Origin of the sequence: Lentzea sp. NPDC092896 (assembly GCF_044754905.1) — a bacterium.
Taxonomy (GTDB): Bacteria; Actinomycetota; Actinomycetes; order Mycobacteriales; family Pseudonocardiaceae; genus Lentzea.
Genome location: NZ_JBIVPX010000016.1, coordinates 167,282 through 183,228 on the forward strand (window position 1 = coordinate 167,282; position 15,947 = coordinate 183,228).

17 protein-coding genes and 3 tRNA genes are annotated in these 15,947 nt (G+C 67.6%); 9 read left to right on the forward strand and 11 right to left on the reverse strand.

Annotated elements, in window-relative coordinates; translation table 11 throughout:
- Positions 1 to 45: 45 nt before the first annotated feature.
- Positions 46 to 699, forward strand: coding sequence for a YitT family protein (locus ACIQF0_RS45840; protein WP_401041090.1), 654 nt, complete (start codon positions 46 to 48; stop codon positions 697 to 699).
- Here ACIQF0_RS45840 and ACIQF0_RS45845 read toward each other — a convergent pair.
- A complete protein-coding gene (locus tag ACIQF0_RS45845; RefSeq protein WP_401041092.1) occupies positions 650 to 1,177 on the reverse strand; it encodes a Clp protease N-terminal domain-containing protein in 528 nt (175 codons plus the stop codon). The genes ACIQF0_RS45840 and ACIQF0_RS45845 overlap by 50 nt on opposite strands.
- Positions 1,174 to 1,383: a helix-turn-helix domain-containing protein gene (locus tag ACIQF0_RS45850; protein ID WP_030473166.1), complete on the reverse strand. Its 210-nt coding sequence runs from the start codon at positions 1,381 to 1,383 to the stop codon at positions 1,174 to 1,176. Before ACIQF0_RS45850 ends, ACIQF0_RS45845 begins: the two co-directional genes overlap by 4 nt.
- 61 nt (positions 1,384 to 1,444) lie before the next feature.
- On the opposite strand from ACIQF0_RS45850, the gene ACIQF0_RS45855 reads away from it, so the two are divergent.
- The gene (locus ACIQF0_RS45855) at positions 1,445 to 2,155 is read left to right on the forward strand and encodes a hypothetical protein (protein WP_401041094.1); all 711 of its coding nucleotides are present in this window, start codon (positions 1,445 to 1,447) and stop codon (positions 2,153 to 2,155) included.
- A gap of 49 nt (positions 2,156 to 2,204) precedes the next feature.
- Here the strand turns inward: ACIQF0_RS45855 and ACIQF0_RS45860 are convergent.
- The 5 genes from ACIQF0_RS45860 to ACIQF0_RS45880 all read right to left on the reverse strand — a co-directional run bounded on the left by ACIQF0_RS45860 (position 2,205) and on the right by ACIQF0_RS45880 (position 3,625).
- Positions 2,205 to 2,278 (reverse strand) — tRNA-Phe (locus ACIQF0_RS45860).
- A 14-nt stretch (positions 2,279 to 2,292) separates the two neighbouring features.
- Positions 2,293 to 2,366: transfer RNA gene (locus ACIQF0_RS45865), tRNA-Asp, on the reverse strand.
- A 37-nt stretch (positions 2,367 to 2,403) separates the two neighbouring features.
- Positions 2,404 to 2,476 (reverse strand) — tRNA-Glu (locus ACIQF0_RS45870).
- A gap of 148 nt (positions 2,477 to 2,624) precedes the next feature.
- On the reverse strand, positions 2,625 to 3,254 hold the full coding sequence (locus ACIQF0_RS45875) for a ScbR family autoregulator-binding transcription factor (RefSeq protein WP_401041096.1): 630 nt from the start codon (positions 3,252 to 3,254) through the stop codon (positions 2,625 to 2,627).
- A gap of 125 nt (positions 3,255 to 3,379) precedes the next feature.
- Positions 3,380 to 3,625, reverse strand: a complete 246-nt coding sequence (locus ACIQF0_RS45880) for a hypothetical protein (RefSeq protein ID WP_093605799.1) — start codon at positions 3,623 to 3,625, stop codon at positions 3,380 to 3,382.
- Positions 3,626 to 3,779: 154 nt separating this feature from the next.
- Between ACIQF0_RS45880 and ACIQF0_RS45885 the strand changes: the two genes are divergently transcribed.
- The 4 genes from ACIQF0_RS45885 to ACIQF0_RS45900 all read left to right on the forward strand — a co-directional run bounded on the left by ACIQF0_RS45885 (position 3,780) and on the right by ACIQF0_RS45900 (position 7,033).
- Positions 3,780 to 4,040: a hypothetical protein gene (locus tag ACIQF0_RS45885; protein ID WP_360045371.1), complete on the forward strand. Its 261-nt coding sequence runs from the start codon at positions 3,780 to 3,782 to the stop codon at positions 4,038 to 4,040.
- 55 nt (positions 4,041 to 4,095) lie between these two features.
- Positions 4,096 to 4,302: a heavy-metal-associated domain-containing protein gene (locus ACIQF0_RS45890; RefSeq protein WP_401041099.1), complete on the forward strand. Its 207-nt coding sequence runs from the start codon at positions 4,096 to 4,098 to the stop codon at positions 4,300 to 4,302.
- A complete protein-coding gene (locus tag ACIQF0_RS45895; RefSeq protein ID WP_401041100.1) occupies positions 4,302 to 6,485 on the forward strand; it encodes a heavy metal translocating P-type ATPase in 2,184 nt (727 codons plus the stop codon). The genes ACIQF0_RS45890 and ACIQF0_RS45895 overlap by 1 nt, the downstream gene beginning before the upstream one ends.
- A 242-nt stretch (positions 6,486 to 6,727) precedes the next feature.
- Positions 6,728 to 7,033, forward strand: coding sequence for a hypothetical protein (locus tag ACIQF0_RS45900; RefSeq protein WP_355300455.1), 306 nt, complete (start codon positions 6,728 to 6,730; stop codon positions 7,031 to 7,033).
- A 95-nt stretch (positions 7,034 to 7,128) separates the two neighbouring features.
- On the opposite strand, the gene ACIQF0_RS45905 is transcribed toward ACIQF0_RS45900, so the two are convergent.
- Positions 7,129 to 7,332 (reverse strand): cold-shock protein, encoded by a 204-nt coding sequence (locus tag ACIQF0_RS45905; protein WP_030477903.1) that lies wholly within the window; start codon positions 7,330 to 7,332, stop codon positions 7,129 to 7,131.
- Positions 7,333 to 7,691: 359 nt separating this feature from the next.
- On the opposite strand from ACIQF0_RS45905, the gene ACIQF0_RS45910 reads away from it, so the two are divergent.
- Positions 7,692 to 8,813 carry an Ig-like domain-containing protein gene (locus tag ACIQF0_RS45910; protein WP_360045376.1) on the forward strand — a complete coding sequence of 374 codons (1,122 nt, stop codon included), beginning with the start codon at positions 7,692 to 7,694 and terminating at the stop codon, positions 8,811 to 8,813.
- Here the strand turns inward: ACIQF0_RS45910 and ACIQF0_RS45915 are convergent.
- Positions 8,810 to 9,625: a glutamate ABC transporter substrate-binding protein gene (locus ACIQF0_RS45915; protein ID WP_360045473.1), complete on the reverse strand. Its 816-nt coding sequence runs from the start codon at positions 9,623 to 9,625 to the stop codon at positions 8,810 to 8,812. The two genes, ACIQF0_RS45910 and ACIQF0_RS45915, sit on opposite strands and share 4 nt — an antisense overlap.
- Positions 9,626 to 9,707: 82 nt before the next feature.
- Complete coding sequence (locus ACIQF0_RS45920) at positions 9,708 to 10,520, reverse strand: oxygenase MpaB family protein (protein WP_401041104.1); 813 nt, start codon at positions 10,518 to 10,520, stop codon at positions 9,708 to 9,710.
- Here ACIQF0_RS45920 and ACIQF0_RS45925 point away from each other — a divergent pair.
- Together ACIQF0_RS45925 and ACIQF0_RS45930 are read left to right on the forward strand one after the other, a co-directional pair.
- Positions 10,519 to 10,965: a PPOX class F420-dependent oxidoreductase gene (locus ACIQF0_RS45925; protein WP_401041106.1), complete on the forward strand. Its 447-nt coding sequence runs from the start codon at positions 10,519 to 10,521 to the stop codon at positions 10,963 to 10,965. The genes ACIQF0_RS45920 and ACIQF0_RS45925 overlap by 2 nt on opposite strands.
- 89 nt (positions 10,966 to 11,054) lie before the next feature.
- Positions 11,055 to 11,534, forward strand: coding sequence for a hypothetical protein (locus tag ACIQF0_RS45930; RefSeq protein ID WP_401041107.1), 480 nt, complete (start codon positions 11,055 to 11,057; stop codon positions 11,532 to 11,534).
- On the opposite strand, the gene ACIQF0_RS45935 is transcribed toward ACIQF0_RS45930, so the two are convergent.
- Positions 11,524 to 15,888, reverse strand: a complete 4,365-nt coding sequence (locus tag ACIQF0_RS45935; protein ID WP_401041109.1) for a DNA repair ATPase — start codon at positions 15,886 to 15,888, stop codon at positions 11,524 to 11,526. The two genes, ACIQF0_RS45930 and ACIQF0_RS45935, sit on opposite strands and share 11 nt — an antisense overlap.
- Between the last annotated feature and the right edge of the window lie 59 nt (positions 15,889 to 15,947).

Here is a 15,947-nt window from a genome sequence, read left to right on the forward strand (position 1 = left end):
AATTGGCTATGGATTACCAGGCCAATCGAAGCGCAACATGGCCACATGGCCTCCATGACCGCACTCCACCAGGTCTCCGTCCGGATCTCACCCGCCCGTCGCCTTCCGCAGCTCTTCGCAGGGCTGTGGCTCTACGGCGCGAGCATGGCGATGCAGATCCGCGCGACCCTCGGCCTGAACCCGTGGGACGTGCTGCACGAGGGCCTCGCGAACCGCACCGGCCTGAGCTTCGGCCTGATCACCGCCATCACCGGCGTCCTGGTGCTGCTGGCGTGGATCCCGCTGAAGCAGAGACCAGGCGTCGGCACGATCGCGAACGTCGTGCTCATCGCCGTCAGCGTCGACGTGACGCTCGCGATCCTGCCCGCACCGGAGGGGCTGCTGCCCAGAATCGTGTTCCTGACGCTGGGCATCGTCCTCAACGCCGTCGCGTTCGCCGCGTACGTCGGCTCCCGCCTCGGACCGGGCCCGCGCGACGGCCTGGTCACCGGATTCTGCCGCCGCACAGGCATTTCCCTGCGCGTCACGCGGACCGTGCTCGAACTGATCGTGCTCGGCACCGGCTGGCTGCTCGGCGGCACGGTCGGCATCGGCACGGTCCTCTACGCGCTCGGCATCGGCCCGCTCGCGCAGCTGTTCCTGCCCGCGCTCACGTGGCGCGAGCGCTCGCGGCCCGTTTGCGAATCTCCTCGTACGTGACGCCTCGCTCGATCAGCACCTCGGCCACGATTCCCTTGCCCTGCAACAGAGCCAGCAGGATGTGCTCAGCACCCAGGAAGTTGTGGCCGAGGTCGCGCGACTCGCGCAACGAGGTCTCCAGCGCCTTCTTGACGGCCGACTCCAGCGGCATCCCGAACCACCGCCGGCGCGGGCCCGACCGCAACACCCCGGTTCCGAGCGACTGCTCGACCGAGTCGATCACCGCGTCGACGTCGATTCCCAAGCCCCGCAACGCTTCCGCGTCCGCCTTGGTCAGCCCGCCCTTGCGCCGGTAGTCGCGGAACGCCGTCTCCAGTTCGTCGCGCGGCAGGTCGAACCCGGCCAACGCCGGCGTGTCGAGCAACGCCAGCAGCAGGTGCTCCACGCCGACTTCACTCGCGTGGCCCTGTTCCGCTTCCCGCACCGCGGTCTTGACCGCCTCACGGGCTTCCTTGGTGAACCTCTCCGCGATCATCATCGACCCCCGTGCTTCTTGTGGACCGCCTGGCGGGACACCCCGAGTTCCGCCGCGATGTCCTGCCACGACCAACCCTGTGCCCGCGCGCTGCGGACCTGGGCGGCCTCGAGATGTTCCAGCAGTCGCCGCAACGCGCTGACGGCCCGCAACCCGACCTTCGGGTCACGATCCCCAGCCGCTGTGGCGAGATCCGTCGCTTCCGTCATGATGTCAACGTACGTTGACAACTCGGATCCGTCAACCAATGTTGACACGTACGGTGGGACCGTGAAGATCGAGACCGCCGAGCAGGGGGCTCCGGGCCGAGTCACCGAGGATCGGATCAGGGTTCTGCCGAACGCCGTCGTCGTGCTCGACGGCGTGACGTCGCGGACCAGACCGCCTGATCGCAACGGTGGCTGGTACGCCTCAGAACTCGCCGGCGAACTGGCCGGGCTGATCAACGCCACCGACCCGTTGACCGGCCTTCTCGCCCAGGCCATCACGAATCTCGTCGAGAAGCACGACCTGGTCCTCGGCGATTCCCCGTCGTCCACCGCGGCGATCGTCCGCTGGAACGACGACACGATCGACGCGCTCGTCCTGTGCGACACCCCGATCGTCGCGTTCGGACAGTCCACCCGAGTGCTCGAGGACACGAGGCTCGAAGACCTCCGGCCGGACCCGGACATCCTGCGGTGGAAGAACAAGCCGGACGGTTACTGGGTCGCGGAGGCCGATCCCGTCGCGGGACACCAGGCCCTGACCGCGTCCTGGCCCCGGACGGAAGTCGACTGTGTGATCGCTCTCACAGACGGCGTCTCCTGCGGGGTGTCCGACTACGGACTCTTCGACTGGGAGGACCTGAGGCAATTGCCACTGGGCGAAGTGCTCGACCGAATCCGGGAAGCCGAGCACGGTGATTCGGAGCACAAGCGTTGGCCCCGCTACAAAACACACGACGACCAAGCCATCGCTCGAATCAACTTCAGCGCATAAACGAAAGAAGCCCTCGCAGCGTTCTGCGAGGGCTTCTTTCGAAGAAGGATGGCCAGGGGCGGGGTCGAACCGCCGACCTACCGCTTTTCAGGCGGTCGCTCGTACCAACTGAGCTACCTGGCCATGGAAAAGAAAAGCGACCCAGACGGGACTCGAACCCGCGACCTTCGCCGTGACAGGGCGACGCGCTAACCAACTGCGCCACTGGGCCTTGCTCTTGCTGTCGTACCTTACCGTACTTTACTGCGTGCCCCCAACGGGATTCGAACCCGCGCGACCGCCTTGAAAGGGCGGGATCCTAGGCCGCTAGATGATGGGGACTAGCTGGTCTCTGGAAGCATCGTAAGCATATGCCATAGGTCCACGCATCTCCAAAACGGGGTCCCACTTATGCGTTGACCTGCCGAAACCCCCTCCGAGCCGAGATCGAGCAGATCAACAAACGCCTGTTCAGGGCCTTCGAGGCCCTTCACGAGGTTTCAGACGCAGTTTGTGATCCAGACAACTTCCAGTCCGAAGACGCCACGCAGGGCAGCACGTGCCCCAGAACCTCGCGGATCCGCGCGGGGAAGTCGGCACACGCCGTCGTCGCGGAGGAGATCAACCGCGAACCGAGCGCCGCGCTGCACAACGTCCGCGCGACGGCCTCCGGATCGGTACCGGGACGCAGGTCTCCGCGCTCGGCCGCCTCGATCACGTAGGCGGCGACGAGCTTCTCCCACATGACGTGCGTGCTCGGGACGCCCGGATACCCGACCTCGCGATCGGCGTTGAGGCGCACACCGGCGCGCAGCACCACGTCGGCGGCCATCCGGTCGGCCGACTCGGCGAACATCCCGTGCAGGGCGCTGAGCGGATCGAGGCCGCGCACCCGCCACGACTCCCGCAGCTGCGCCCACAGTTCGCTCTGCCGTTCGACCAGGGCGTCCGCCACCGCTTCCTTGGAGGGGAAGTGGAAGTAGAACGCGCCCTTGGTCAGCCCGGCGCGCGCGAGCACGGCGGTCAGCGACGTGCGCTCGTAGCCGAGCCGGTCGAACTCCTCCGCCGCGGCGTGGAGTATCGCCTCGCGTGTCGCGTACGCCCGATCCTGCTGGGGCATGGGTGAAGGTTAGCCGTTGCCGCTAAAGAGACCCGTGGGTATGTTTCGGGATGCGGCCCTGCTCCGCAGACGCGCTCCGGGGGGTGCGCGCCTGGAGTCAGGGCCGCTTTCGCGTGCGCACGCCGTCACCGTTGTGCCGGTGGCAACCCGCCGTCCTCGCCCGGTGACAGGCCCAGCATGTCCAGGAGCATCCGGCAGTCCTCGGCGCCCAGAGCGCTTCGGGCCACCGCGAGCCTGGCTCGATGAACCTGATCGTCGGAGATCCGCGAGGGTTCTCCGCTCCGCTGGGCCGGCACGTTCGGCCCGCCCTGTCGCGACATGCTGTCGTCCTGTGTGAACAGGAACTTCCGCACTTCCAGTGACCCGCTCATTGCACCCTCCCCGACTTGAGGTGTGGCGCGAGGCTAAGCGACCTGGGACAACGGCCGCAGCCCCCCGCAGAGTGATTCCACCGCCACCCAGCGTTACTTTCTGTACTGGTGCGTTGCGTACCTCGTGGGGAACAGGCCAGTGGATGATGGACCGATGACCGACCCCAAGCCGGAGCCTTCCCCCGATGCAGAGGGCCAAAACGCGTCTCAGTCACCGCCCGAGGTCGACCAGGAAGCGATCTTCCAGGCGCTCAGCGGCATCAACCTGAACACGATCGACGCCGACATCGAGTCCGCGTTCGGTTCGAGGCTGGCCGAGCTCGACAAGATGCTCGAAGGCCTCGACGACCTGGTGAACAAGATCGAGGGCGACCTCCACAACCTGGACCAGCCCAAACCCGAGAGTCCTCAGTAGATCCCTTACCCCAGGGGGGTATAGACTCGGAGCCCCGTACAGAGAAAGGGCTCTCATGTCCGTCACTGCCACCTACACCGTCACCGGCATGACCTGCGGCCACTGCGTCAGCTCCGTCACCGAGGAGCTGACCGAGGTCACCGGTGTCACGGGCGTCGACGTCGTCCTCGAGACCGGCGCCGTGACCGTCACCAGCGACCGCGAACTCGGCCGTGACGAGGTCGTCGCCGCCGTGACCGAGGCCGGGTACGAGGTCGCCTGATGACCACGACCGAGCCTCGTCACGTCGAGCTCGCGATCAGCGGCATGACGTGCGCTTCCTGTGCGAACCGCATCGAACGCAAGCTGAACAAGCTCGACGGCGTCTCCGCCACTGTGAACTACGCGACCGAGAAGGCCAGCGTTCAGTTCCCGGACGGCCTGCGCGTGGACGACCTGGTGTCGACCGTGCGCGCGGCGGGGTACGACGCCGAGGAGCCGCGGCCGGAGGCTCCCGAGGTGGACGAGGCCGGTGAGCTGCGGCTGAGGGTCACCCTCGCCGCGGCGCTCGGCGTGCCGGTGATCGCGTTCTCGATGGTCCCGGCGTGGCAGTTCCCCACTTGGCAGTGGGTGTCGCTGGCGTTGGCGAGCGTGGTCGTGTGGGTGTGCGGCTGGCCGTTCCACCGTGCGGCCGCCGTCAACGCACGGCACGGCGCCAGCACCATGGACACCCTCGTGTCGATGGGCGTCACGGTCTCGTACCTGTGGTCGCTCTACGCGCTGGTGTTCGGCGAGGCCGGGACGATCGGCATGCGGCACGAGTTCAGCCTGCTGCCGCGGCCCACCACCTCCGGTGACATCTACCTGGAGGTCGCGGTCGGCGTGACCGTGTTCCTGCTGCTCGGGCGCTGGCTGGAGGCCCGGTCGAAGCGCAGCGCGGGTGCGGCCCTGCGGTCGTTGCTCGCGCTCGGCGCCAAGGACGTGGCGGTGCTGCGCGACGGCGTCGAGACCCGTGTGCCGATCGGCCGGCTCCTGGCCGGCGAACGGTTCGTGGTCCGTCCGGGTGAGCGCATCGCCACTGACGGCCTAGTGGTCGAGGGCAGTTCGGCTGTGGACCGGTCGATGGTCACCGGGGAATCGGTGCCGGTGGAGGTCGGCGCGGGAGATTCCGTGGTCGGCGGGACGGTCAACGCCGGCGGCCGGCTGGTCGTCGAGGCTTCGAGCGTCGGCGCGGACACGCAGCTGGCGCGGATGGCCAAGCTGGTCGAGCAGGCCCAGGCGGGCAAGGCGCAGGTGCAGCGGCTGGCGGACCGGGTGTCCTCCGTCTTCGTCCCGGTCGTCGTGCTGATCGCCCTGGTGTCGTTCGGCGCGTGGCTGCTGGCCGGTCGGCCGCTCGAGTTCGCGGTGACGACGGCGGTGGCGGTGCTCGTGATCGCGTGCCCGTGCGCTTTGGGACTGGCGACGCCGACGGCGTTGCTCGTCGGCACCGGGCGCGGCGCTCAGCTCGGGATCCTGGTGAAGGGTCCCGAGGTGCTGGAGTCGACGCGGCGCGTGGACACCGTCGTACTGGACAAGACCGGCACTGTCACGACAGGACGCTTGACGCTGGTCGACGTGATCCCCGCGGACGGCGCGTCACGCGACGAGGTGCTGCGGTTCGCGGCGGCCGTCGAGAGCGCGTCCGAACATCCCATCGGCGCGGCGATCGTCCGCGAGGCCGACGACGTGCTGCCGGTGTCGGACTTCGTTTCCACGGACGGCGTGGGCGTCAGCGGAGTGGTCGAAGGCCGACGCGTCGTCGTCGGCCGGGTGCGCGACGTGTCGCTTCCGCCCGAGCTGACTGAGGCCCTGGTTGCACACACAACTCGGACTGTTGTCGCGGTTTCCTTTGATGACAAGGTTGTCGGAATCGTCGTCGTGTCGGACGTCGTGAAACCCACGTCCGCACAAGCGATTGCGGAACTCAAGGGACTCGGCCTGCGCCCGGTGTTGCTGACCGGCGACAACGCCGCCGTGGCCGCCGAGGTCGCGGCCGAGGTGGGCATCGACGAGGTCATCGCCGACGTCCTGCCCTCCGGCAAAGTCGAAGCGGTCCGGAATCTCCAGGCACAGGGCCGAGTTGTGGCCATGGTCGGCGACGGCGTGAACGACGCGCCGGCGCTCGCGGCCGCGGATCTGGGGCTGGCCATGGGAACCGGGACCGACGTCGCGATCGAGGCGAGCGACCTGACGCTCGTGCGCGGCGACCTGCGGGTGGCGGCGGACGCGATTCGGTTGTCCCGCAAGACCTTGGGCACCATCAAGGGGAATCTGTTCTGGGCGTTCGCCTACAACGTCGCTGGACTCCCACTCGCGGCACTGGGCCTGCTGAACCCCATGATCGCGGGTGCCGCGATGGCCTTCAGCAGCGTGTTCGTTGTTACCAACAGCTTGCGACTACGGGGTTTCCGTCCATCGGCAGCATAAGAATCTCGTTGCGAACACTCCCCATCGAGCGCGTGCGCATGCAACAATCCAAAAGCTGACACACCCCCGGTCAGCGCCTGTGGAGATCCCCTCCGGCCCCCGCGTTCCTCCCCCTGGCGCGGGGGCCTCTCCATGCTCGGGGACGCTCCTCGGAGATCCACTCTGAGTAGAGCCATTTACACCTTGGGGTGACCCGGCTCACAGGGGTTTGGCTTCCGTGACCGAGCCGTTATCGTGTCCCGGTGCCCATTGGATCCCTCGGACGCTCCAAGTCCGGCCGTCACCGCCCCGCGGACGAACCGCAGCAACCGGAGACGTCGCACGACGAAGAGCTGACCTCTTACCTCGCCGCCCTGGCCCCGGACTCGGACAACGAGACCACCGCGTCGGGCTTCGGCAGCGCGCAGGTGTACCAGCTCAGGCTGCAGCTCATGGCCAACGAGCAGCTCAAGGAGCTCGCCGCCGAGCGTCAGACCTCCCCGCAGGCTCTCGCCACGGAGTGGGTCATGCAGCGCCTGGAGTGGGAAGCGCGGCAGCGCGGCCACTAGACCCAGACACGGACGGAACGAAGAAGGACCCTCGACCGAGCCCGGTCGAGGGTCCTTCTCACGTACGACTCAACTGCGGCGTATTACAGATCTGATCAGACCGCGCGGACGTTCTGGGCCTGCGGACCCTTGGTGCCCTGGCCGACCTCGAACTCCACTCGCTGGTTCTCCTCCAGGGTGCGGAAGCCCTGACCCTGGATCTCCGAGTAGTGGACGAAGACGTCAGCGCCGCCGTTGTCCTGGGCGATGAAACCAAAGCCCTTCTCGGAGTTGAACCACTTGACAGTGCCCTGTGCCATGTACCTGCCTCCATCGCAGGAAAGCTTGGGGCTGCACCGTGCAACCCCGGCCGTCCCGGGGGCGTTCGGCAAACTCGCTGAGAGCGCACCGCACGCCCGCGTGTCGTTCCGCGAGCGTGTGAAGCACGAACACAGAAACCACGGCCTGCGCGGGTCAGCCTAACGTGTGATTGGTCATAGCACTACAGGTCATTACTGGCCGGTTGCATGCCTCAATAGGGGGAAACCCGCTGGTCCGGGTGGGTGATCGCGATTTCGCGAGCAACGTGTTCCACCCCCGTGCGTCCTCATGTTCGTTGGACGAGGGGATCTTGGGGAGACACGTGTTCCGGCCACTGGTTTTGGCTGTACTACTGGGATTGACCGCCTGCGGCGCCGCGCCTGACGGTGCGTCGAGCGCTGGTTCGGCGACCACTGCTCCGGTCACGGCGCAGAAGGCGAAGGCGGCACTGACCGTGACGCCGGCCTCGGGCGAAGGGGTCAGCCCGGCCGGACCATTCCAGGTCGGAATGACCGGTGGCGCGCTGACCGCCGTCGCGCTCACGGGTGCCGACAACAGGGTGGTGAAGGGGGAACTCACCGCCGGCCGATGGGTCGCCACCGAGGATCTGGGCTACGACAAGGCTTACACGTGGTCCGGTTCGGCGAAGGGCGAGGACGGCACCGACGTGCCGGTCACCGGCTCGTTCCGCACGATCAAGCCGCAGCGCCTCACCAGCGCGTCGCTCAACGTCGGCGACCACCAGACCTACGGCATCGCGATGCCGGTCAAGGTGACCTTCAGTTCGCCGGTGCAGGACAAGGCGTCGGTGCAGAAGGCCATGACGGTCACGACTTCCGTCCCGACCGAGGGCGCGTGGGCGTGGCTGTCCGACACCGAGGCGCACTGGCGTCCGCGTGACTACTGGAAGCCGAACACCGAGGTCACCGTCGACGCCGACGTGTACGGCGTGCCGTTCGGGGGCGGCGCGTACGGCGCGTCCGACGTGCACGTGCAGTTCAAGATCGCCGACCGGGCGCTGGTGGCCAAGGCGAACACGCAGACCAAGCGGTTCGAGATCTACCGCGACGGCACGCTGCTGCACGACTTCCCCGCGTCGTACGGGATGGAGAACGACAAGCGGGCCGAGACCAGGGGCGGCATCCACGTGGTGCAGCAGAAGGAAGCCGCCAGGAAGATGACCAACCCGACGTTCGGCTACAAGGACATCCCGGTCACCTGGGCGGTGCTGATCTCGCAGAACGGCGAGTTCGTGCACGAGAACAACGGCACGACCTGGGCGCAGGGCAAGCAGAACGTGTCGCACGGCTGCGCGAACCTGTCCGGAGCCAACGCCAAGACGTTCTTCGACCTGACGATGCTGGGTGACCCGGTCGAGGTCGTCGGTTCGTCCCAGCCGTTGCAGGCGTCGGACGGCGACTACTACGACTGGGCGTTCGACTGGGCCACTTGGACGTCGAAGTCCGCTGCTACTTCCTAGGACTTCTCGGTGATCTGCGGTGGCTGCGGGATCTCGTAACCCGACGGACCGACGTTGCGTTCGAGAGCCCGCTTCCACTCGCCGCTCGAAATCATCTTCTCGATGGCGTCGTTGACGGCGTCGCGCGACTTGTCGTCGCCCTTCGGCACGCCGATGCCGTAGCGCTCCTTGGAGAACGTCTTGCCGACGAGCTTGAGCAGTTCGGGGTTCTCCGCGGCGAACCCGGCGAGGATGACCTCGTCGGTCGAGACGGCGTCGACGTTGCCCGCCATGAGAGCGATCACGCAGTCGGAGTACTGGCCGTACTCGACGAGCTGCACGTTCTTGGAGTAGTCCGACTTCACCTTCTGCGCGGAGGTGGAACCCTTGACCGAGCACAGCTTGCGGCCGTTGAGGGTCTCCGGGCCCTGGACGGACTCCTCGGAGTAGCGCACCAGCATGCCCTGGCCCGTCTCGAAGTACGGGCCGGCGAAGGCGACCTTCTCCTTGCGGGCGTCGGTGATCGAGTACGAGGCGATGATCAGGTCGGCCTCGCCGTTCTCCAGCATCGACTCGCGAGCGGCGCCGCGGGCCTCCTTGAACGTGATGCCGGTGTCCTTCACCCCGAGCTCGTTCGCCACGTACTTGGCGACGTCGACGTCGAAGCCGACGTACCTGCCGTCGAGGCGGCGCTCGCTCAGGCCCGGCTGGTCGTAGCGGATGCCGATGGTCAGCTTCCCGGAGTCTGCACGTCCGATGACTGTGCTGCTGTCACCGCTCCCACAGGCGGTGGCGAGCACCGCAACGGCGGTCAGGAGCGCGGCACGACGGATCACGACAGGCCTTCCGGGGGTGTTGTGGATTCGTGCGCAATGCTACGGACCTGCGGCGATGATCGACTGTGATGTATGACAACTACGGAAGCCTCGCTTTACCAGGTGTCACATGCCTGCCGTGCCGCTCGATCGCGCGCCTGAGATGGTCGGGCGGAGCGAGTCTCCTGATCTTGCCGGGTATCAAAAGCGCAGCTCGGCGCATCATTCGCAGCCAACGATCGGCGTGCGCGTAGGGCTCGCGGCCGTGTAGTTCGATGGCCCACTCGGGTAGCACCGAGTACGCCAGGTGGCCGACAAGAACCCGGTACACGGGCAGTCCGTGGCGGACCCAGCCTTGCACCGGAGGGCCGTGCAAGAAGTCGTAGATCACATCGGAATCGGGCGTTCGGCGCAGAAGCGGACGCATTCGGTCGAAGTATTCGGCCATTTCACGCCTCGATCCCGGTACTTCATCCGGGTGCAATCCGACCAAAGCGGCTGCGGTTCGCTGCTCGGCGTAGTAGAGGTCCTTCTGCCTCCCGGACAGGCCGTACCCCGCGCGGTCGAGCACTGTTTCGAAGCACGAAACCTCCGAGCAATGAACCCAGAGCAGCAGCTCGGGCTCGTCGACGCGGAACGTCCGGCCGTCGACGACGCCGCGCAGATTGCGATGCGTGGCCCGCACCCGTGCCGCGGCGATGGCGATCTCCTCGTCGGTGCCGTAGACGCCGAGGCCGACGAAGTCCGCCGTGCGCTTGAGCCTGCCGAGCGGATCTGCCTGGAAGTTCGAGTTCTGCACGACACCCGCGACCGCCTTGGGGTGCAGTGCCTGCAGGTAGAGGCTCGCGATTCCGGCGATCCACATCGTCGGATCCGCGTGCAGCTGCCAGCTGACGGAGTTCGGATCGGGCATGCGGACATCGTCCCGCCTGGCCAGGATGAAGACCATGGAACTGGACCAGGCACGGGAAGTGCTCCGCAGCCAGCACCGCGCGGTGTTCTGCGCTCTGAAATCGGACGGGACGCCGTCCATGTCGCCGGTGCTCGTCGCGTTGGACGACAACGGTGACGTGCTCGTCTCCACGCGAGCCACCGCCTACAAGACGAAGCAGGTCCAGCGCGATCCGCACGTCTCGTTGTGCGTGCTGCCGGACAGCTTCTTCGGGCGCTGGATCCAGATCAACGGCACCGCGACGGTCGTGCCGTTGCCCGAGGCGATGGACCTGCTGGTCGAGTACTACCGGACGATCTCCGGCGAGCACTCCGACTGGAACGACTACCGCGCGGCGATGCGACGAGAGCAGCGCGTGATCCTGCGGATCTCGTTGACCAGTGCGGGACCGGACAAGACGGGCTGATTTCCCGATTCCGTAACACCGTTAGCGGGCACAACGATTCCACGGGGACGGCGGCTACCGGGCAGGCGGAACCTGGGGAGCGAGAAGCGATGACTGGTGTCAGACGCCGCGGCTACTTCACAGCCGCGGTCGCGGTGATGGGCGCTGCCCTCATCGCGGCCTTGTTCTCGGCACCGCCGGACAAGCCCGTCGACATCCGCCTGGTCGCGCCGCCGCCCCTGCCGCCCCAGGTGATCACCGCGACCGCCACGACCACCGTCTCCGCGATCGGTGCCGAGCGGCCGCCGCCCCCTCCTCCGCCGCCACCCCCTGGCGTCAACCCGCCACCCCGGAACCGGCCCGACCATCGGCCGCCCCCGCCGCCGCCTCCGGGAGCGCCCCAGCCCAACCTGTTCGACCTGCTGCGCTGCGACTCGAAGCTCTTGGGCGACGAGTTGAAGCACTGCCTCGAGTGGCCGATGAGCGACGAGTTCTGCGACCTCCTGAAGGAGTACCACCTGCAGCCGGTCGACCTGCGCGGCCCTGACGGCAAGCCGTTCGTGCTGAACTGCGACAAACCTAGGCCTTGAGCTCCCTGAGCCTCGCGAGGTTCGCTTCCGCCAGCGAGCCGAGCAACTGGGCCTCGCCGAGGTAGTGGTCGTCGATCAACGCCTCGACCTCGGCGTCGTTCATCGCCGGCACGATCCGCGCCGCCATCCTGATCATGTTGCGATAGCTGCCCTGCAACAGGAACGGCTGCCCGGACGGGTCCGCGGCGGACGCGATGTAGGCCTGGTTGACCTTGAGCACGACCTGCTGGATCCGTTGCAGCTTCCGGACTACCGACAGCATCCGTTCCAGCTCGACGGCTTCGTGGTCGTGCCGGACGCTCTCGCCGTTCGCCAGGCGCACCAAGGGTTCCACGTCGACCCCGCCCAGAGTCGGGTTCGAACCGGACGCGTTCTCCAGGTAGCTCAACGCGAACAGCGCGTCGCGGCCGGACAGCACGTCGCCGAGGTTCCACACGTCCGCGCGGTTCGCGAGCATGTCCGGGACGCGGAACGCGCGACCGGTCTCGGTGTACGGGTTGCCGGCCATCGACACGGCGAAGCGCTTGCCCCGCAGGTCGAACGTGCGTGCCTCGCCGTCCCAGACGCCGTCCACCCGTCGCTGGGCGTCGCACAGCGAGATGAACTTCTGCAGCAGCTCGGGTGAGGTGTGCTGGATGTCGTCCAGGTGCAGGAGAACGTTGCTGCCCAAGGCGAACGCGAAGTTGATCCGCTCGACCTCCTGGCGCGCGGTGGCGTTCGGCGCCTCCTCCGGGTCGAGCGAGGTGACGCCCGTGCCCAGCGCAGGTCCGTTGACCTTGACGAACACCATGCCCAGGCGGTTCGCGACGTACTCCATGAGCGTCGTCTTGCCGTAGCCGGGCGGGGAGATCAGCATCAGCAGACCGGTGCCGTCGCCCAGCTGCTTGCTGAGGTTGTCGCCGATCAACGGCAGGTAGACCTCGTTCAGCAACCTGTTGCGCACGAACGTGTTCAGCACGGCCGGCTGGTAGTCGTCGAGCCTGAGCCTGCGGCGTTCCTCCGCCAGCAACTCGTCGCGCTTGCGCTGGTAGGCGCGGAACGCGGGCACCTGTTCGGTGGTGAACCTGCGGAGCCTGGTCAGGGTCTCGTCCAGGCGCAGGTCCATCGACTGGTCGTGCACGCGCGGGTGCGTGCCGAGCAGGCCGGTGACGGTCTCGGTCAGCGACGCGCTGGAGTCGTAGCGCGGCAGGTCGGTGAGCAGGATCGCGACGACCTCGGGGAACTCCGGGCAGTCCTCGTCCTTGAGGAACGCACTGAGCCACGCCTCGATCAGGTCGCGGTCGTGGAGCTCCTCGGTGACGACCGCGCGGAACCGGTCGATCACCGCACGGGCGGCCTTGCTGGTGACGAATCCCCTGGGCTCGCAGGCGAGTTCCTCGAACAGGTACTCGGCGCTGAGGTTCTCCAGCCCGAACTGCTTTGTCAGCTCCGGAATGCCGTGCGTGCCACCGAAGATCGTGCGGGCGCGGGCCAGCGACTCGGCCTTGCGCGTCCACACCGCGCGTTGGTCTTCTGGCTGTTCGGACCAGAAGATCTGCGCCCTGGCACGGGTTTCCGGCGGGTACCTCAGCAGACCGGCGCCGGCGTGCAGTCGTTGCAGGACAGCGAGGATCTTCTCGGCGTCGTGGTCGTGGACGCCCTTCTCGTAGCCCTCGTCGTAGCGTTCCGCGGCGGCGTTCGTGACGTCGGTGCGGCCCTCGTCGAGCAGGCATCCGGCGAGGTGTTCGGACCGGTAGACGTGCTCCGTCTCGGAGACCAGCAGCTGGTCCCAGAACGGCCTGGTGGCCTCGAACTCCGGGGCGGTGACCTCGCTGCGGTAGTCGGTTCCGGTGACCGCGTAGTAGAGGCGGCCGTCGCGCGGTACCAGGGTGAGGTTCATCGGCTCGGTCGTCACCGGGAAGCGATGACGACCGAGCACGATCGACGCGCCGTCGTACAGATCGGCCCGGTCCCGCAGTGCCCGGCCTCCCTCTTGCCGGGCATCGCGCAGACTCGCGTCGAGCTCGTCGGCCCGGACGTCGCCGAGTTCCCTGAGCTGCTCGGCGACCGTGCGGACCTTGGCGACCATCGGGTCACCTGCGAAGTACGTGTTGATCTCGTCGGTCGAGGTCAGCTTCCCGACGCGACGGCTGATCGTGCCGAGCACCCGTTCCGCGGACTGCACGAGCCGGTCGGCCTTGCGGGCGCGTTCGTCGAGCAGCGTCTGCTTGCGGGCGGAGAAGGCCTCGTAGACGTCCGTGCGCTTGGCGCCGACCTGGGCGAGGAAGTCGTCGAACTCGCCGAAGCGCGACTCCAGGTTCTCCAGCTGCAGCAACAACCTGCCGAGCTGGTCGTCGCAACGCTGCGGGGTGTCCGCCACCGACAGCGCGCCGGTGATGGCCTGGCCGAGCAGCGCGAACTCCGCGGCGAACTCGGCGCGGCCCTCGGCGTTCGCGAGCTGGGCGCGCCGACCGTCCACAGTGGCCCGTGCGCGGTTGACCGCGGCCAGCACCTCGCCGATGCTCGCGAGGATCTGCGTGCGGGTCGTCGTGTCGGCGGCGTCGAGCGTGCTGACGACCTCGGTCAGCACCTCCAGGCCGGTCTGCTGCTGCGCGAGCCGTTCGCGCAACGGTTTCGCCTCGGCCGCGGTCTTCAGCTCCGCGGCCGCGATCTGGTCGATCTCCTCGTGGTACTGGGAGAACGCGCCCTCACCGCTGAGGAACGCGACGGCCCTGCGCGCGGACGCGCCGAGCTCCTCGACCAGTTCGGCCTCGCGGCGGTCGATCTCCTCGAGGTCGACGTACTTGAGGTCCTTGAGGGTGATCAGCCGGCCCTGGGCGGACCGCAGATCGGCCAGCAGCCGCACCCACTCGTCGGCGCTGCGCGGTGCGGCCGACCTGGCGAGCCGGACGAGACTCGCCAGCTTCTCGCCGGCGGCGTGGAGCTGCTGGGCGGCGTGCTCGGTGAGCGTGCGGACGGCCTCGAACTCGTCCAGCACCTGCTCGGCCGTGGCGCGCACGGCCTGGACGTCCTGCTTGAGCCCCAGTTCGTCGAGCCAGAACACGCCGTCGATCACCCTGGTGCACAGGGCGATCAGGCCCTCGAACACCGGCGCGCTCGGCGTCATCTCGGCGCTCATCCTGGTGATGGACAGGCAGTCCGAGATGCCGCGGACGAGGTCGGCGTTGCCGATGCGGGCGAGCGGGCCCGCCTGGTCAGGCAGCACCTCGTCGTGGACGAACGGCGTGCGCCACACCTGCATCGGGTGCACGCGCACGGCTTCCGAGCCGGTCTCGCGGAAGACCACCAGCGTGCCGTCGGCGAAGAGCGAGTAGCCGTGGCAGGTGATGGGGGTCGCGACTTCCTTGCGGATCACGTTGTAGGGCAACAGGAGACTGCGGCCCTCGCGGCGGGCGTGGAAGACGTAGAGCACGTCCTCACCGTTCGCCGACCGGACGACCCGCTCGAACTCCAGCTCGTCGGTGTCGACGTCGAACGTCTTGTCCGCGCCCGTGACCAGGTAGTAGCCGCCGGGGAAGATGATCCCCTGGTCCTCCGGCAGGCGCTGGCAGGCCTGGCCGATGCCGTCGAGCCTGGTGACCTCCTTGGTGCGGGTGTTGAACACCAGGTGCCGCCACGCCGTTTCCTTGTACGGCAGGATGCGCAGCAGGATCAGCGGGCCGACGCGGGCGTAGTGCACGTCGGCGTCCGCGAGGCTCTGCAACGGCTCGTCGACGGGCTCGTCGTAGACGCCCTCGCCGGACTCGGTGTTGTCCTCGATCTTGACGGTCAGCGTGCCGCCGACCGTCTCGACGAAGACCTCGTTGTCGATCGCGATGTGCGGGTGCCGGCCCAGCACGTGCTGCTCGCGGGTCGTCTCGACCCACGTGAAGTCGTGCGAGGGCGGGAAGACGTGGTCCCGGTCGCCGCGGTTGTCGACGTACGTGACCGTACCGTCGACCTTGATGTCCCAGCGCAGGACGCGGATGTCCTCGATCCGCGCGCCGGTCTGGAACACCGCGAGCAGCCGCGACTCGACCGTGCGCAGCTGGAGCAGCCGCGTTTCCCGGTAGTACCGGTACAGCTCGGCGAAGTCGTTGCGGAACCTCGGGTCCCGCAGGAACTCCGCCTCGACCGTGGCGAAGTCCCTGCCGTGCGCCGCGAAGACGTCGTTGACCGTCGTCTCGGGCTTTAGGCCCATGAAGACGTTGTAGCCGAACAGCATCACGTCGCCGAGCGCGACGATGTCACGCGGCACGCAGTTGTTCTCGGTCCGGATGCGTTCGGTGGCAACGAGTTCGAGGGCAGTGCTGCCGAACGTCTCGACGCGCCGGTCGTTCAGCACCTCGTAAGTGCCCGCGTCGAGCTGTGTCATGCGGTCTGGCCGTTGTTCTTGGCCATCTGGGTCAGCGCGATCGCCGCGGCGATGTTCTG

Coding starts and splice junctions, on each gene's coding strand:
- ACIQF0_RS45840 (WP_401041090.1), top strand. CDS start 46: ATGGCCTCCATGACCGCACTCCACCAGGTCTCCGTCCGGATCTCACCC.
- ACIQF0_RS45845 (WP_401041092.1), bottom strand. CDS start 1,177: ATGATGATCGCGGAGAGGTTCACCAAGGAAGCCCGTGAGGCGGTCAAG.
- ACIQF0_RS45850 (WP_030473166.1), bottom strand. CDS start 1,383: ATGACGGAAGCGACGGATCTCGCCACAGCGGCTGGGGATCGTGACCCG.
- ACIQF0_RS45875 (WP_401041096.1), bottom strand. CDS start 3,254: ATGCCCCAGCAGGATCGGGCGTACGCGACACGCGAGGCGATACTCCAC.
- ACIQF0_RS45880 (WP_093605799.1), bottom strand. CDS start 3,625: ATGAGCGGGTCACTGGAAGTGCGGAAGTTCCTGTTCACACAGGACGAC.
- ACIQF0_RS45885 (WP_360045371.1), top strand. CDS start 3,780: ATGACCGACCCCAAGCCGGAGCCTTCCCCCGATGCAGAGGGCCAAAAC.
- ACIQF0_RS45890 (WP_401041099.1), top strand. CDS start 4,096: ATGTCCGTCACTGCCACCTACACCGTCACCGGCATGACCTGCGGCCAC.
- ACIQF0_RS45895 (WP_401041100.1), top strand. CDS start 4,302: ATGACCACGACCGAGCCTCGTCACGTCGAGCTCGCGATCAGCGGCATG.
- ACIQF0_RS45905 (WP_030477903.1), bottom strand. CDS start 7,332: ATGGCACAGGGCACTGTCAAGTGGTTCAACTCCGAGAAGGGCTTTGGT.
- ACIQF0_RS45925 (WP_401041106.1), top strand. CDS start 10,519: ATGCGGACATCGTCCCGCCTGGCCAGGATGAAGACCATGGAACTGGAC.
- ACIQF0_RS45920 (WP_401041104.1), bottom strand. CDS start 10,520: ATGCCCGATCCGAACTCCGTCAGCTGGCAGCTGCACGCGGATCCGACG.
- ACIQF0_RS45930 (WP_401041107.1), top strand. CDS start 11,055: ATGACTGGTGTCAGACGCCGCGGCTACTTCACAGCCGCGGTCGCGGTG.
- ACIQF0_RS45935 (WP_401041109.1), bottom strand. CDS start 15,888: ATGACACAGCTCGACGCGGGCACTTACGAGGTGCTGAACGACCGGCGC.